This window comes from Eisenibacter elegans DSM 3317 (assembly GCF_000430505.1).
Taxonomy (GTDB): Bacteria; Bacteroidota; Bacteroidia; order Cytophagales; family Microscillaceae; genus Eisenibacter; species Eisenibacter elegans.
Map to the genome: position 1 here is coordinate 444307 of NZ_KE387154.1, position 15466 is coordinate 459772.

The window sequence follows — 15466 nt, forward strand, 5'->3', positions numbered from 1 at the left end:
TCTAGGTAGCCAACATCAGTTGTTGGGAAGGGCTGAGCTGCAAAAGCCCTTCGTCAAGCATTTGCCGCACAACGGCCATCACCCGCTCCTGACGAGCGGCATCGATGCGCTGCGCCAATACTTGTGCCGATAGTGGTTCGGCGCTCAACAAAGCTTTAATTTGTGGGGAATAGAGGCCGTAATCTTCACTGGCAGAGGCTGCCTTGCGCTTGGCCAGACAAATGTCACAAATCTCGCAGGGCTGGTACGAAACCTCCCCAAAATACTCCAACAAGAGTTGTGTACGGCAGCGCTGGCGGTGCTGCATATAGTGCTGTACTGCTGCTATTTTTTCTTGTGCTACGGCCTTGCGCTCGGCCAAACGCTGGTGGTTGAGCGGCAGCCGGTCGGCGGCATAGCGGATGGTCAAAAACTGTAACTGTGGGCTGTCTTTTTGTTGCTCATAGCTCAAAATACCTTGTTGGTGGAGATATTGCAGTTGTTGTACGACAATCGCCGTTTTGGTACGCAACTGTGTGGCCAGTTGGGCTTCCGAAATGCGGCAAAACTGTTGGTAAAGTACTCCCCCATAAGTGCGGAGTAAGCCCGAAAGCAGCGGCTCGAAGGTAGGTTGCTTGAGCTGATACTCATACGTATCTTGATGGGGCAAGAGCAGCATCACCTGCGAGGGACTGAAAAAAGCATCGTTGAGCTGGATAAAGCCTTCGTCTTGGAGCACCTTGAGGCTGTAATAAACCATCGAGGCATTGAGCTGCGCCTGTTTGGCAAAATCAGCCACATCAAAGCTGAAACTCTGCGTACTTTCAGCCCCTACAGCCAGTTGGTAGTGGTTGGCCAAGGCCTGATATACCGCTCGCAACTGTTCGGCAGGCGGATAGCTCTGTGCCAGCTGACGGTCAAGCTCTTGTAAATCCTTCTGCTCATAAAGCGCTACAGCATAGGCTTTTTGCTCATCCCGACCACCACGCCCGGCCTCTTGGTAATAGGCTTCGAGGGAGTCGGGCAGGTCTAGGTGCACTACTACCCGTACATCGGGCTTGTCGATGCCCATTCCGAAGGCATTGGTAGCCACCATTACGCGGGTCTGGTTACGAATCCAGCGGTCCTGTTTGTGGGCGCGTTGGGTATGGTTAAGCCCCGCGTGATAAAAATCAGCGCTGATGCCTTGGCGGCTGAGCCACTCGGCAATCTGCTGGGTACGCTTACGGTTGCGCACATATACCACTGCTGTCCCTCGAACATTGTTTAGTATTTTGAGCATCCGTGTCTCTTTGTTCTCTTCTTCAAAAGCACTGTAGGACAGATTTGCGCGGGCAAAGCTCTTCTGAAACACGCGGCTATCAGGCTTGAAACGCAGCTTTTCCTGAATATCCAGTTTGACTTGTTCGGTGGCAGTAGCCGTAACGGCTATCAGACGGGTATCGGCAGGGAGGGTAGCCCTGAAGTCGGCTATTTGGAGGTAGGGCGGGCGGAAGTCATAGCCCCACTGCGAGATACAGTGTGCCTCATCGATGGCCAATAGCTTGATGGGCATCCGGGGGGCACGTGCCAGAAACAACTCCGTCCGGAGGCGCTCGGGCGAGAGATACAAAAACTGCAGCTGCCCCTGAGCGGCCTGCTCTAGGGTCAGGTCGATGGCCTTCGCGCTCATCCCGGAGTAGAGCGCCGCCGCCGCAATGCCCCGCTGTTGGAGCTGCTCTACTTGGTCTTTCATCAGGGCTATCAGCGGCGACACCACCACACACAGTCCGCCAAGTGCTAAGGCCGGCACCTGAAAGCAAATAGATTTGCCCCCACCCGTAGGGAGCAAGGCCAAGGTATCGTGCCCCTGCAAGACCGCACGGATGATGTCTTCTTGAAGGGGGCGAAATTGGTCATAACCCCAATATTGTTTGAGTAATTGATGAATCATCATATTGCGTGGTTTAGGCGGCAAGGTAAAACCTTGTTGGCCAACCCTGTGAGGCTTCAAAACCTTACAGGGTTGGCATTTGCCAAGACTCCGATGGGCTTGGCGAAGTATTATTTGGCCGCTAGGAGCGTGTTGTGTAAGAGCGCGACGCGGGTCATCGGGCCTACGCCTCCGGGCACGGGTGTGATATAGCTGCATTTGGGGGCTACTTCGTCGAAAGCCACATCGCCTACCAGACGGTATCCGGCCTTGCGACTGGTATCGGCGACACGGGTAATGCCTACGTCAATCACCACAGCCCCTTCTTTGACCATGTCACCGCGTAGAAACTCTGGCACGCCCAAGGCGGCGATGATGAGGTCGGCTTGACGGGTGTGGTGGGCAATATCCTTGGTTTTGCTATGGCATACGGTAACGGTACAGTTGCCGGGCTGGGCGTTGCGGCTGAGGAGGGTTGCCATGGGTGCGCCCACAATTTGGCTGCGGCCAATGATGACGGCGTGCATCCCTTGGGTATCGATTTGGTAGTGTGCCAAGAGCTGGATGATGCCTAGTGGGGTGGCCGAGATGTAGGTGGGCATCCCCTTGGCCAAACGCCCTACATTGACGGGGTGGAAGCCGTCCACGTCTTTCTCGGGGTCGATGCTACGGATGACCTTGTCTACGTCGATGTGTTTGGGTAGGGGTAACTGGACGATAAAACCGTCGATGTCGGGGTTTTGGTTGAGCGCGGCTACTTGCTGGAGCAAATCGGCCTCCGTGGTATCGGCTGGGAGATGGATGAGGGTAGAGCCAAAGCCGACTTCGTGGCAGTCGGATACTTTGCCTTGGACGTAGGCCTGGCTTGCGCCATCGTCGCCTACGAGGATGGCGGCTAGGTGTGGTGCTTTGCGCCCTTGGCTTTGGCGTTGTTGTACTTCTTGGGCGATGTTTTGTTTGAGGGCGGCAGCAGTTTGTTTGCCATCGAGTAGGATCATGTCGGGTAGGGGTTGGGGCGGTGGAAAATCGCACAACCCACCACGGGCGCTCATACAGGTGGGGCTAGGCCGGCGTACGCGGCTTAGGGATGGTTGCGGGGGAAGCCCCAGAAAATCGCGGCAACTACGTTGTGGCTTGTGCTTATACAAAGATACATGAAGGCATCGGATTTGTTGCGTTTTCCGGTTTTTTGGAGGGGCACGCCAAGCAGAAGCATCTAGGACGTTTGCTCTAGGCGGTGAAATATTTCGAGGTAGCGCTGGGTTTCTTGTTGGTGGGTAAAGTGCTGCTGCACTAGCTGCTGGCAGGCCTTACCCATTGTTTGGAGTTGTTGGAGGGGGCAGTCGGCCATTTGTTGGATGGCGGTACGGCAAGACTCCCAGTCGCCGGGGGCAAAGAGTTGGCCATGGATGCCGTGAGTGAGGGTGTCTTGCATACCGGCTACTTCGGCAGCCAATAGCGGGATACCGAGAGCGGCGGCTTCGAGCAGCACATTGGGCTGGCCATCATAAAAAGAAGGGATGGCGATAAGGTCGCAGGCTGCATAGTAGGGCAGTAAAGCCAAGCGCTCCATAAAGGCATAGTGGGTGTGGCGAAGCTTGTCTTGGGTTTGGAGAAAGGCCGCCACTTGCGCTTCCAACTCCCCTACGATGAGCAGGTGAAATTTGTCGTTGCGGGCGGCTACTTGTAGGCATTTGAGTAAGAACAACACCCCTTTTTTGGACTTGAGGTGCCCAAAGATGCCCATTACCCTGCGTCCTTCGAGCTGTCGGGCTTGCCGCCATTGGTGGGCAAAGCGCTCATCGGTGGGGGCGAGCTGCCATTCGTCTAGATCTACTCCGTTGGGGGTATGGTACACTGCCACTTGCGGGTAGAGAGACTGTATCTTGTGTACCTTGTCTTTAGACACACAAGCGACAGCAGCAGAGCGACTAAGGGCGCGCTCAAGGGTGGCCATTTTGCGGGGGTGGAATATGCCTGCGTCAAAATCATTGCCACGGATAAGCGTAACCAGCGGGCAACCCAACCAAGCCGCCCATACCGGAGCCGCCAAGAGAGAGGCGTGCCCGCCGAAGGTAATGACTTGGGTATAGCGCTGGCCTTGGTGTTGGAGAAAGTTCCAAGCTAGGTTGAGTGTGTGAGCTAAGTCTACTTCTACGGGAAACGTAATGTTATGCCCTCCTTGTACCATCGTATGCACAACTTGCTCAGTGCGGTCGCTGAAATGCAAGACATCTATCTGCACGCCGCTCTGACGGAGATGGTATACGATTCGGTCACAAGATTGCGCCATTCCTCCTTTATTGGGGAAGTAGTTGTCGGTAAGCCAAAGCAGGTACATACAGTAGTTTTTGAGGTTTTGAGGGGTTGGTTTGTTGTGGGTAAGGTGCAAGCAACGCGCCAAAGTTATACCAAGATTCAGAGGATTTGATTTTCTTGATACACAAAGGTTTTCAGAGTCTGTATTTCCCAAACCAGTGTTGAGTGGGTATATACCAAGATACAGGCCACAGGATATTTTCTAATTTGGCCTTAGTGCAATAGGTTTTTGCCCCGTAAGTACTTTCGAAAAACCCACAAAGCCTAAAAAAAGCCCACCCAATGGGTGAGCCTTTTTTGCTAATAGCACCTACAAAGGATGGCGTTATAGCTTTTTACAAATCGGCAATTGCTCGGTTGAAGGGCTTTTATGCTCCCAAGGAACACTGGTGGGAGCAGGTTGATGCCAAGGGTAAGGCTTTACTTGAGGGCTGCGCATACACCCTTGATAATGTTCGAGGCTTTGTTGCAACTGATGAATGTCTTGTTGCAAGCCTTGGGCATACTGTGTCAGTAGCTTTTCGAGATGGGCTAATTCGTGTGCTTGCATAATAGGCAGTGGTTTGGGGTTGTGAGGGGGAGGGTGAACCTAAACTTAGAGGCTAGGGGTGTAGGAAGTCAGGTGATCAAAGATTTTTTTGTCCAATGACTTCAAGCGCTCCAGGGCTTCGGTGTTGCCTTGTTGTCGAACAATCTTCATGTAATGAAGCAAGGCATCAGAGATACATTCCAAATCTTGAACACTGATGCGCAGCTTTTCAGTAGTGCTGACGCTGGGAGCCGGAGCTGTGGCAATGGGGGCGTTAATAGGAGCTTGGCCTGCTAATGTTTTGAGCGCAAAGCTCCATAGATTCTGAGGGTAGGGGATTGTTTGCATAACTTGTACGACTTCTTTGTTTTTTGCTTTAGCAAAGTAAGCGTTTTTTGAGCAAAAAACCCAAGTGTTTGGCTAATATTTTTAACAATTTGGATAAATGACTGATAGTCAAGCGCATATTTTTAGCAATTCACCTCTTATTGCTAATATTGTGAGCAAATTATTAAAATCTGCCAAGAAATGGATTCCGAAGCCTTGTAGGTTACTTTTGTCGAAAATAACCGATAATACGTAGTATAAACATTTGCGGCTTCGTTATTTTTGTAAGATTTTTGGTACAATTCCAGCGTTCAGCCACGCCTACAATACCATCACCATCAATTTTGCTTTACTATCAAATGCTATGGCCTATCGTCGTTATCAACCTTCGCTCTACTATCTGTGGGCGCTTTGTTGTTTGTTTTTGGGAAGTATGCCCTTCGGGCTACAAGCGCAAGTATCGGTACTGGATGGTTCCGGCGACCCATATCTGAGTATTCCTGATGTCAATTCCTTGTGTTTTGGCACTGCCCAGGTGCTACAAGCCAATTACACCGGCCCAGCTACTGTGGCCGAATATCGGTGGTTCAAGGATGGTAATACTACCCCGGTATTTATTGGGATGACCCTGACGCTCAACTTCGGCAACCCTAACGACGGTGGTGAATACCAAGTCAAACTCTTCGATGCGGGGAACAACGAAATTGAAAGCAGCAGTATCTACTTCTTTGAGCGCCGCGCTCAACCGCTGATTACCAGCAGCAATGGCTCGCCCACCATAGGCTGTGCTAACCCCAGTGTTACCCTTACAGCTACTCAAACGGGGTTTTCGGCTCAGTATCAATGGCAAGAAGAGATAGCAGGTACTTGGACAAACATCGGTGGCGCTACCAGTCAAAACTATACAACTAGTGCCAATGGGCGCTATCGTGTACGGGTACTTTATCTGTTTGGTAACCCTCCTTCTTGTACTATTTTTTCGGAAGCTGTAGACGTTACGACGGTTACGATGCCTCCGCCAGCATTTACAGTCAGCGGAATAGATGGCTCCAGCTTTATTTGTAGTGGCGGCACACTAAATCTGATTTCTAACATCAGCCCCAATAGCGCCACTAGCTACCAATGGTATGAGAATAGCGCCAGCCCCGGCAATGAAGTCATTGGCGCAACCGACCCAACCAGCTTTATTGTCAATACACCGGGTACGTATATCTTACAGGCACGCAATGCCTGCGGCACACAACAAAGCTCTATCACAGTCACCACAGGAAATGCGCCAGCCAGCTCTATCATACAAGCGTTCAGTATTGGCTCTAATACAGCCTGCGCTGGCAGCCCGGCAATCCTTAGAGCCATAGGGCCGGGTGGGGCAAACCCAGTACGGTATGATTTTTATAAAGATGGGATTTTGGTGCGCGCCGTTATCAACAAAGATACCATCCATGTTTTTGAAGGAGGGTCTTATCGGGTGATAGCGAAGAATAAGTGCGGAGAGGCAGCAATATCGGGACCAATAGTCGTAACCATCATTACCCCACCCACAGAAGTCTCTATCAGTAGTAATCCTATCTCGCCTACCTTGGGCTGTGGCACTAGTAGTGTGTTGCTGACGGCCACACACAACGGTATGCCTGCAGGCTCGTTCCAGACTTTCTGGGTAGAGTTGAGCGATACCGGTACCCCACTGGGCACAGGACCCACCTATTCAGTCAATACACCGGGGAGCTATTTTGCCCTCATTGGCAATGGAGCAGGCTGTAGCCCCATTCTTGTGTCAACAGACACTATTTTGATTAACCCTGTCACGATGGCACCCGTCGAAGTACCTGTTATAGGAGCTGCCCCTCCTCTGGTTTGTGGTGGGGAACGTGTGCTGACTGTCAGTACTACCGAAAGCGGTTCTTTCAAATGGTACAAAAACGGAGTTTTACTCACTCATGGGATCAGCCGGCGATTTACGGCAACCGAAAGCGGTAGCTATACTGTTCAAACAGTCAATACCTGTGGCGAAGGCCCCCTTTCGGCAGCTATTGAGATATATGTAGGCCCCGTGAATCCACCTACTTCTTTGTCTATTCAGAGCAGCCCAACACCTTTTATAGGCTGTAGCCAGTCGAGCGTGGTGTTGCGTCCTCAAACCGACGGAACGCCGGCCAACTATTTTGTTTATGAGTGGTTCTTGGACGGCAACCCCATTGGCACAGGAGATAGTTTGGTAGCTGTAGTGCCGGGCGATTATACTGTGCGCATACCCGCCAATGCCTGCAATACAGCCTTATTGAGCGGAGTTTATACACTCAACCCTATCAGTAGCCCTCCTGCGGGTTTGGTATTGACAGCGCCGGCTCCGGCAAGCTGTGGGGCGGCTATTTTGTTGAGTGCAACTGCTACAGGCGTTGGCGTGGGCTTTGAGTGGTATCGCAACGATACCCTAGTTTTGCAAGGACTGACAGACAACCTGCTGGCCGACCAATCAGGGGTATACAAAGTACGGGCTTACAACTTGTGTGGCTTTACGGCCTTCTCTCAAGAAGTATCCGTAGGAGTCAGTAGTAACCCTACCCTTCCTACCACAGTACGTGTGCAGCCGCTTACACCTCCTAGCCTTGGCTGTAGCCAAAGCAGCGTAACACTATCTGTAGCAACCGATGGCAACCCTCCTGCCTTGTTTACCTATACTTGGTATCAAGTAGGCAACCCCACCGCCTTGGGTACAGGGCTGAGGCTAGATGTGAGCAATGTGGGAGCATACTATTGTGTCGTAAGTAGCGCCTTATGTGAGCTGAGCGCCTTCAATAGTGATACCCTTCAGGTAGTAGCTGTTACGACTCCTCCCGGCAATGTGGTGAGTATCAGCTCGCCTACCAATCTTGTCTGTGGCAGCAGCATCACTATCAGTGCGCAAGTCGTTGGCGAAGGCTTGTTGTATGAATGGTTCAGAGATGGTCAGCGTTTTGCCCTAGGGCTAAACCCAACGCTCACGACCAATACCAGCGGAACTTACCGCCTACAGGTGAGTAATGCTTGTGGAATATCAGCGTTATCCAATGATTTGCAGCTGATTATCTCGTCCGAAGTATTGTTTGCCCCCAGTATCAGTATTGAGGGTCCCAGCACTACTTGCGCCGGGGGGACTATTCGCCTACAGGCCAACTCTACCAATAGCGGCACGACTTTCCGATGGTTTAGAAACGACCAACTGATTCAGGGAGCCAACACCGCTACCCTCGACGTAACCCAGTCGGGTCGTTATGTCGTTGAGGAGTCCAACAGCTCTTGTTCGGTATTGTCAGCTTCCCGAACAATTACCATCAACCCCATCGCACCAGTGTTGTTGAGTTATAGTGGTAACACCAATTTTTGTGAGGGGGATAGCCTCACTATCCTTGCCCGTTCTGCCGACAACAGCCTGCGTTATGTGTGGGAGGCCGAAGGCCAAAGTTTAGGAGAAGGGCCAACGGTTACGGTACGCAACCCCGGGGCATACAACGTAATTTTGCGTGCTATCAACAATTGCGGAGGCGAGAGCCGCCAAGAAATTCCCATAGTCGTAACACCAAGGGTAGCCCCAGAGCTGATTCAGTTTGGCAATCTCTTGCGCTCTAGCGAGCCGGCAGCTGCCTACCAGTGGCGCTACAACGGAGTACCTATCTTGGGAGAAAACAGTGTGGAGCTTGTGGCTACCGCCAGTGGACGCTATTCTGTAGTGCTTACTTATCCCTTTGGCTGTACGAGCATTTCGCCCGAGATTTTTGTGTCTTTGGAAGGAGAGGGAAGTGAGGTCTTGCGGGTATGGCCCAATCCCTCTACAGGGCCTTTCCAAGTCAGTCTCCTTCAGGCTGGAGATTACCGACTGCGTATCAGTGACTTACAAGGCAAGACAGTATTGGAACAAACAATGCCCCGCCTAAGTCTGAGCTTGAGCCAAGCTGCTATCAACCTGTCGCGTAGCCCTTCGGGGATTTATATCATCCAAGTATGGAACGAGGAACGACGCTGGAGCAAGCGCGTGATTATTAGGTAGAAAAGTACTGACGCTATTGTTGAGGTAGACACCAAATAAGTGGTGTGTATCTGGTAGCATAGGCTTCCAACCTGTGTGTTGGTGTTGGGTAGTACTGCCTTGAGGCTGTGGGGGCACAGCCTCGGGCGGGATAGTAGTGTAGTAACAAGCATTGTAGGCTGATAATGAGCATACTGCTGCAAGGATTTTGGTGTGAGAATGATTTTTTTGCCAAAAATTTGAGATATTGCAAAAAATATTAGCCGATTGAGCATTATGGCCAAAAAAGTCAAATCCTCTTATTTCTGCCAAAGCTGCGGACATCAATCGCCCAAGTGGCTTGGCAAATGCCCCGCCTGCGAACAGTGGAATACCTTTGTAGAAGAAATTTTGCAACACGATACTTCGCCCGCGCAAGGGGGGTGGCGCAGCAGTAGTAGCTCTTCCCAAAAAATAGCTACCAAGCCACAAGTACTCAAAGAAGTCCAGTTTGAAGAAGAAAGCCGCCTACAAACTCCCGACCAAGAGCTAAACCGTGTATTGGGCGGGGGGATTGTTCCCGGCTCTATGGTCTTGATAGGAGGAGAGCCGGGCATCGGAAAATCCACCTTGATGCTGCAAATAGCTCTACAGCTACAAGGCACTCGGGTATTGTATATCTCTGGTGAGGAAAGCGCCAAGCAAATCAAGATGCGTGCCGACCGTATCGCGCATAGCAACGAGGATTGTTATATCCTAACCGAAACGGCTACCCAAAACATTTTCAAACAAATAGAGCAAGTCGAACCTCAGTTGGTCATCATCGATTCTATCCAGACCTTGCAGTCGGCCTATGTAGAATCGGCGGCGGGTAGCATCTCCCAAATCCGCGAATGTACTGCTGAACTACTCCGCTTTGCCAAAGAGAGCGGTACACCTGTATTTCTTATCGGCCATATCACCAAAGATGGCGCGATTGCCGGCCCCAAGGTACTGGAGCATATGGTCGATACAGTCCTTACTTTTGAGGGCGACCGCCACCTTGTTTACCGGATTTTGCGCGCCAATAAAAACCGCTTTGGCTCTACTTCAGAGCTCGGAATTTACGAGATGTTGGGCGACGGCCTGCGCGAAGTCAGCAACCCATCAGAGGTACTCATTACCCAGCGTGAAGAAGACCTCAGCGGAATTTCCATTGGGACAACCCTAGAGGGCAACCGGCCTCTGCTGATAGAAGTACAGTCGTTGGTAAGTGTGAGCAATTACGGCCACCCACAACGCAGCAGCACAGGCTTTGATCCGCGCCGGCTCAATATGCTCTTGGCTGTGTTGGAAAAGCGTGGCGGCTTTAGGCTGGGCGCGCAAGACGTGTTTCTCAATATTACTGGAGGCATCAAGGTCGAAGACCCGGCCATCGACCTAGCCGTTTGTGTGTCGGTGGTATCGTCTTATGAAGATATCAGCCTGCCCAATACGGCCTGTTTTGCCGGAGAGGTAGGCCTAGGCGGTGAAGTACGTGCCGTACAACGCATCGAAAATCGTATTGCCGAAGCCGAAAAACTAGGGTTTAAGGAGATTTATGTCTCTAAATATAGCCTCAAAAGCATCCCGACAGAACAGTTTCAAATCCAAATCCATCCGGTAAGCAAACTCGATGAGATTTTTGAGCGTTTATTTATACGCTAAGCAAAAAAAGAAACCAAGCTGGCAGTACCGGCTTGGTTTCACTCTCTGTCGCATAGGAACGAAAATGAATACCATCATCTCGCACTATAGTATTAAGCACACATACAGTATGCAAACCAAAGGTAAGGCAAGCCGATACAGAATAAAATGACAAATGTCATAACACCAAATAATACTGAGTGTTGGCCTTTATGTGTATTATCAATCAGCAGGCAAGTTGTATCACCTTTATCCATTGCCCTAGCCCATACTTCCCATGATATACTTACAAACTCTCCGCCCTATTGCTTATGCAGCCGCCTTGGCGCACCAAACACAGCTTTTTGAAGCCAAAATAGCGGCTCACCAAAACGGCCAAGATTTCCCCCACTATTTACTTTGCTGCGAACACCCTCCTACCTATACCTTGGGCAAAAACGGCAAGAGCGATAACCTCCTCCTATCGCCCGAATACTTGGCACAACAAGGCGCCGCGCTTTTTCACATCGACCGTGGCGGCGACATTACTTACCACGGCCCCGGCCAATTGACCGGATACCCTATTTGGCACTTGCCAAGCTTGGGGCTTGGGGTAAGGGCTTATGTAACCTTGTTGGAAGATTGCCTGATTGATTTACTAAAAAACTATGGCATTGAAGCTGACAGACTGGCCAATGCGCCGGGGGTATGGGTAGCCCAAAGCCGTAAGATAGCTGCCATTGGTATCCGTTGTAGTAGAGGGGTTACGATGCACGGTTTTGCGCTCAACATCAATACCGATTTGCGCTACTTTGGCTATATCAACCCCTGTGGTTTTACTGACAAGGGCGTAACTTCTATCGCCCAAGAGCTAGGACACCCGGTAGATTTTGCGGCCTGCCAAGAGCAACTCGTAGCTTTGATGGCTGAGAGGGTAGCGCAGAAGATGGTAATACAAGTGCTGCCTGAACACCAAGTCTCAATCAAATAACCTTACACACGTTCGTGAGCTATTTTCTGGTGTAGCTCGGCCAAAATCTGCTCACATATTCGGCCTACAAAGCTGATAGAGCGCTTGAGTTGGGCTTCGTCAGCACTGATTTTGAGCAAATTTACGCCTTCGCGTAGCGCTTGAATGAGTGGACTAATGCCAAAAAAGCCGCTAGAGCCTTCTTGGTTGTGTAGCCAATCGCGTAGCCGATCTTGGTCGCGGTTGAGCAACATCTCGCCATAGGCTTGCTTGAGGGTTCTGATTTCTTGGATGAACATCTCTATCACCTGCCGTTTTTGTTGGGTATCGCCTTGAAAAATCTCGTCTATGTCCTGAAAATCGACAATATTGCTGGGCAATACTTCGGCCAGTTGTTGTTGGTTGACGCGGGTGAGGTATTTGATGAGCTTCTCATAAAGCTCGTTGGGGTTGAAGGGCTTGGTGATATAGTCCGTAACCCCAGCCACAAAGGCGCGGTCTTTTTCTTCGTGTAAGGCAGAGGCAGTCAGCGCAATGATAGGGGTTTTTTGATAATTAGGCAGCATACGCAACTGCTGGGTGGCCTCATACCCATCCATTACGGGCATAAGCAAGTCCATCAAGATGAGATCATAATTGCGTCGTTGTGCTTTTTCAAGCGCATCCAGCCCATCCATTGCAAAATCGGGCTCTATACCCCATTGTTTTAGAAATTTGGTAGCGACCATCCGATTGATGTCCCTGTCTTCGACCAAGAGTAGGGCAACGCTTTTGAGGGCTTGTGTAGCGGCGGGCATTTGTATACCAGGCAGACTGACTACTTTTTCGAGCTTGCTCTTGCGGAATACCAAACTGAAGGAAAAGCAAGAGCCTCTGTCTACTTCACTGACTACTTGTATGCGGCTGTTTTGTAGCTCTACTAGGCGCTTGCTGATGGCCAAGCCGAGACCAGTGCCGCCATAGCGGCGGGTAGTGTCTGTGCTGACTTGCATAAAAGCTTCGAAGATGCTCTCTAGTTTGTCTTCAGGAATACCAATACCGGTGTCTTCTACCGAGAAATTAATCTGTACCTCTTCCTTGTCCTCTGCGTCGAGGCGGAGCTTTACTGTTACAGAGCCATTATCGGTAAATTTAATGGCGTTGTTGATGAGGTTACTCAATACTTGGGTAAGGCGTACTGGGTCGCCTACGACAATATCAGGGATTTGCGCACTGATGAACAACTCTAGGTCAATCCCTTTTTCGATGGCTTTGTAGGAGAAAGACTGTTCGATATTGCTCAGCAAGTCTTTGATATGAAAATCGACCGCCTCAAACTCAATTTTACCGGCTTCTATTTTGTTGAAGTCCAGGATGTCGTTGATGAGGGTCATAAGACTTTGTGCCGAAAACTTGAGGGTGTTGAGTGTGCCGACTTGTTCGGGCTTGGGCGACTCTTGTAGCAGCAGGTGGGTCATCCCAATCACGGCATTCATAGGGGTACGAATTTCGTGGGTCATCGTAGAGAGAAACTGTTCCTTGGCTCGCGCTGTAGACTCGGCGCGTACCTTGGCCTTGATAAGCTCCATTTCTTTGAGCTTACTCTCCGTAATGTCTTGTACGGAGCCATAAACCTTCTGTACACGCCCTTCATTATTGAGCAAGCAGCTACCCCGCAGCCTTACATATACCGCCCCTCGGCCTGCTACGTGGCAGCGGTAGGTAAAGGAAAATTCTTCGCCGGTAGTTAATATTCTGTTGACGTAGTCTTCGACTTGTTTACGTTCTTTGGGGGCTACAAATTTCAACAGCTCTTGTGGGGCCTGTTGATAGGCTTGCCGGCTTTCATTGGTATGAATGGCCAAGATACTGAAACATTCTTCGGAGATAAAGGCCTCGTTGAGGTGGAGATCATACTCCCAACTACCGATTTGTGAAATCTCCTGTGCTTGTTTGAGCTTGCGTTCACTTTCATAGAGGCGTATTTCGGCCGTTTTTTTGTCGGTTACATCCCGCCCAACGCCCAATAGGTGAGTGATGTCCTGAGCCGCGTTGCGCTGAAAGGGTGTAAAAATGGTATCTAGCCACCGTACCTGCCCTGTTTTGTTGTAGATACGACAAGTAACTTCGCGGCTGTGGCAAGTACCGCTTTGGATTTCTTGTAGCGCTTGTAGCATCAACGGCGCATCTTCAGGGTGTAGAAAGGTTTTGATAAACCCCGTACCCATCTGGTTTAGTTCATCAAGGCTGTAGCCCGTGATAGGGTCGCTTGTTTTGTTGGCATAGGCATATTGATGTGAGCGGATATCATAAATATAGATAAAATCAGGCACAGCCTGCGCCATCCCTTCCAAAAATTTTTGGCTTGCTGCCAGTTGGTGCTGGATGCTTTTGTATTCTGTAATATCTCGGGAAGCTGCCTGGACATAGTGTTTGCCTGATTGTGCATCATACATCAGATAGGCCTGTGTGTCAAACCAACGCCAGTTGCCATGTTTGTGTCTAATTTTGTACTGAAAACGCACCACTGGCGAGCGTTGTAGCCCGGGGTTAGCGTTTTGAGAGAGATTTTGGGCTTGTTGTCGGAGTAGAGAAAAAATTCGTGGTTTGAAATCGGGATGGATAATCGAAAAAATGGAGAGTTGCATAAAGCGCGCCTCTTCGTAGCCCAACAAGCTGTATACCGAGGGCGACACATAACAAAGCTGCCCGTCTTCATCGTGTACCGAAATCATATCGCGGGTATAGGGTAGCAACCAAGCTTGTTGGGGTAGGTGTGTTAGGGAGGATATAGGCGGCATCGTGTTTTCGGGCAAGCTCCTAAACATCCAGAGGTACCTGTCGGTGTCCATTAGTTCGAGCTGTACACAAAGCCCTTGGGCAGGCAATAGCAAACTCGATACTTCGGCCAAGGGTGTTTCTGCCGGGGGTAGCAATAAGCCTAAGGAGGGGTCGATGGAGGCGATAGTTTGTCCTGAAAGAGAGAGGGGCAAGGTCGCAAACAGCTCTTGGAGCCGAGCGCTCGTATGTATAATAACCCCTGACAAATCGGTGATGACCCAGCTCACCGGCGCTTGGGGGGGAGTAGAAGAAGCAGCACTCAACATAGCTAAAAGCATTGGTACATATCTGTGTGGTTTAGCAATAACACGGATAAGTTGGCATAGCAACCATATCATGTTATTCTAGCAAGTTACACAAAAATGTAGCAAATAAAAAAAGGCAGCGGCGGACAAAAACACCGGCTGCCTGTTACACAAACCTAGTTTATCACGATGCTATGTAGCCTAAAACAATGCCTGATGTGTGTGCTGAGTAGTAGCTAAGGCCACTTTTACTGTAGCAATCAGGTTTGATACATTGAGGGGTTTGCGTACTAGGCCATTGAGCTGGAGCTGAGCCAGCTCTGACGATGGTACGGTGCCAAAGTTACTGCTCATCATCACAATCGGCATCTGCTGGTAAACTGACTGATGGCGCAGAGAACGAGCCAAGTCTATACCTGAAATACCGGACATGCGGATGTCTGTCAGTAGCAATTGCGAAAACGCACTTCTGTCCTCCAAAGGCTGACCAAAGTACTGCAAGGCTTCTTCACCACTTTTCAAAGACAACACCTCATAACCCGCTTTCTGAAGTACATATCCAGCTATAGCACGCACACTGTCCGCATCGTCTACGACAATGATGCGGGGTTTGGTGAGGTGAACCAAGAGGGGGCTAATTGAGTGTGATGTATTGGGTGTCAAGGGGTTTTTTGGATTATTGTGTTGTGGTTTGGTGAAACACATCAAGGCAAAATCACCAAAATCTAATAAATGCTCA

At 50.3% G+C, this 15466-nt stretch carries 10 protein-coding genes; 3 read left to right on the forward strand and 7 right to left on the reverse strand.

The window, feature by feature from the left end:
- Position 1 precedes the first annotated feature (1 nt).
- The 5 genes from G499_RS0117835 to G499_RS0117860 all read right to left on the reverse strand — a co-directional run bounded on the left by G499_RS0117835 (position 2) and on the right by G499_RS0117860 (position 5087).
- Complete coding sequence (locus tag G499_RS0117835; protein WP_154658533.1) at positions 2 to 1915, reverse strand: RecQ family ATP-dependent DNA helicase; 1914 nt, start codon at positions 1913 to 1915, stop codon at positions 2 to 4.
- A 107-nt stretch (positions 1916 to 2022) separates the two neighbouring features.
- Complete coding sequence (locus G499_RS0117840) at positions 2023 to 2889, reverse strand: bifunctional 5,10-methylenetetrahydrofolate dehydrogenase/5,10-methenyltetrahydrofolate cyclohydrolase (RefSeq protein ID WP_027001061.1); 867 nt, start codon at positions 2887 to 2889, stop codon at positions 2023 to 2025.
- Between the two features lie 218 nt (positions 2890 to 3107).
- Positions 3108 to 4232, reverse strand: coding sequence for a glycosyltransferase family 4 protein (locus G499_RS0117850; RefSeq protein ID WP_027001062.1), 1125 nt, complete (start codon positions 4230 to 4232; stop codon positions 3108 to 3110).
- Positions 4233 to 4535: 303 nt separating this feature from the next.
- Positions 4536 to 4760 (reverse strand): hypothetical protein, encoded by a 225-nt coding sequence (locus tag G499_RS0117855; protein WP_027001063.1) that lies wholly within the window; start codon positions 4758 to 4760, stop codon positions 4536 to 4538.
- Between the two features lie 45 nt (positions 4761 to 4805).
- Complete coding sequence (locus tag G499_RS0117860; protein ID WP_027001064.1) at positions 4806 to 5087, reverse strand: hypothetical protein; 282 nt, start codon at positions 5085 to 5087, stop codon at positions 4806 to 4808.
- Positions 5088 to 5430: 343 nt separating this feature from the next.
- Between G499_RS0117860 and G499_RS0117865 the strand changes: the two genes are divergently transcribed.
- From G499_RS0117865 to lipB, 3 genes are all read left to right on the forward strand, one after another.
- Complete coding sequence (locus tag G499_RS0117865; RefSeq protein ID WP_154658534.1) at positions 5431 to 9090, forward strand: T9SS type A sorting domain-containing protein; 3660 nt, start codon at positions 5431 to 5433, stop codon at positions 9088 to 9090.
- A gap of 255 nt (positions 9091 to 9345) precedes the next feature.
- Positions 9346 to 10734, forward strand: a complete 1389-nt coding sequence (gene radA / locus G499_RS0117870; RefSeq protein WP_035727990.1) for a DNA repair protein RadA — start codon at positions 9346 to 9348, stop codon at positions 10732 to 10734.
- Between the two features lie 256 nt (positions 10735 to 10990).
- Positions 10991 to 11683 (forward strand): lipoyl(octanoyl) transferase LipB, encoded by a 693-nt coding sequence (lipB, locus tag G499_RS20700; protein WP_051296380.1) that lies wholly within the window; start codon positions 10991 to 10993, stop codon positions 11681 to 11683.
- Positions 11684 to 11685: 2 nt separating this feature from the next.
- Here the strand turns inward: lipB and G499_RS21365 are convergent, their stop codons facing one another.
- Complete coding sequence (locus G499_RS21365) at positions 11686 to 14760, reverse strand: PAS domain S-box protein (protein ID WP_051296381.1); 3075 nt, start codon at positions 14758 to 14760, stop codon at positions 11686 to 11688.
- Between the two features lie 168 nt (positions 14761 to 14928).
- Complete coding sequence (locus G499_RS21370; RefSeq protein WP_161627783.1) at positions 14929 to 15354, reverse strand: response regulator; 426 nt, start codon at positions 15352 to 15354, stop codon at positions 14929 to 14931.
- Positions 15355 to 15466 lie beyond the last annotated feature (112 nt).